This is a genomic window from Paenibacillus hunanensis (genome assembly GCF_014645615.1).
GTDB lineage: Bacteria > Bacillota > Bacilli > Paenibacillales > Paenibacillaceae > Saccharibacillus > Saccharibacillus hunanensis.
The window spans coordinates 1-1,343 of sequence record NZ_BMMB01000043.1 but is presented as its reverse complement, the minus strand read 5'-3'; the positions used below and the strand labels follow the sequence as shown (position 1 = coordinate 1,343).

The following is a 1,343-nucleotide window of genomic DNA, read 5'->3' as shown; positions in this document are numbered from 1 at the left end:
GGACCCCGCCCCCCCTTCGGGGGGCGGGGCCCATAAGCAAAAAGAGGTGGGGCTAAAATCCTGCACCGATGGTGAAGGATTTTATCCCTTTGTTTTGGACCTGACGGGGTGGGTGACGCTTAACCGATCTCCGGTACCTGGCTATTAACTACACCTATCCCAATTAACCCTACTAATTATAACCCTACTAATTATAACAATCACCATAACCTTTCGTTATTAAATTAACGTCAATGCTTGGTAGTATTACAATATTATATTAAATTTCTTTTAAAACATGGACATAACTTTACAAAAAGCGGTAATAATAACGGTAGCTCGTATTCAATCTAATGAAATTTTAGCTTTCTTAATGCGTGATTATAGCGAATTTAGTACTGCAGATTTCGTGGCTATTTTACCTCCTATTGTTGTAGGTATTGGTTCAGCATCCATCGCTACTGCTGCCCTGCTAGTCATTTTAATGGAAATACATCGTAGAGGTCATATATCTGATCGAACGGTTCATATAGACGGTCAGCCCCTCAATGACGAAGTAGTAAATGCTTTAAATGAAGTTAATGAGACGGTGTCTACCGCTACTGACTTGGTGGATAGAACTACATCATTAGTAGAAGGACAGGGCGGGGAGATAGCTGCTAGGGAATTAGATCGAGTTAGAAATATTTTTGATTATGCTAATGATATACGTAGAAACTTAAATGAAATCCTAGCTCGTCTCCCAGAGGAAGGTATTGCTCTAAGAAATATTGATATAGATGAATTTAGAACAATAACCACTGACTTTTTAGATGCATTCGAACAATTCATGAATATTTTATAAAGGACTAATGTAGTTTTTTGAATTAATTTATTTGTATAGCCTTCGCTAAGTATACTAAGGCAAATAAGCTCTCTGCGCAAACCTCTAGGGGTAGGTTATTACAGACCCTATAAAAATAACCTATCCCTCAGAGAGAGAGTATAGCACCAAATTTGGTTTTATTCTTTGCAGTGTCCTTAATAAGTTCTAAGTAGTGTTACACATGTGAAATTAATTCCTTACAATCCAATCCATTGATTGTAATTGAAAAGATTTCACCAAAGGAAATACAAGTATGGGGTCGGTATCACTAAGATGAGCGGGGCTCATTTTGCAGCACACAGTGTAGCATTCGGGACAGTGTTAGGAGTATTCGCTTCACATAGGACGTTAAGTTTGTTAATTATAACAAACAACTGCTTGTTGTCACAGCATGTCGCTGTGCTAACATCAAAAAGTCCAGCCTCTTGTCTGGCTGATGACTGATCCTTCCGAATCATCATCATCATCATTCCACGCGTTGCCTGGAGTCAGGTCGAGT

Annotated in this window: 1 protein-coding gene; it reads left to right on the top strand. The window is 38.9% G+C overall.

Annotation, left to right across the window (positions count from 1 at the left end; translation table 11 throughout):
- Nucleotides 1-277 precede the first annotated feature (277 nt).
- A complete protein-coding gene (locus IEX62_RS24270) occupies nucleotides 278-823 on the top strand; it encodes a hypothetical protein (RefSeq protein ID WP_188643227.1) in 546 nt (181 codons plus the stop codon).
- Nucleotides 824-1,343: the final 520 nt, after the last annotated feature.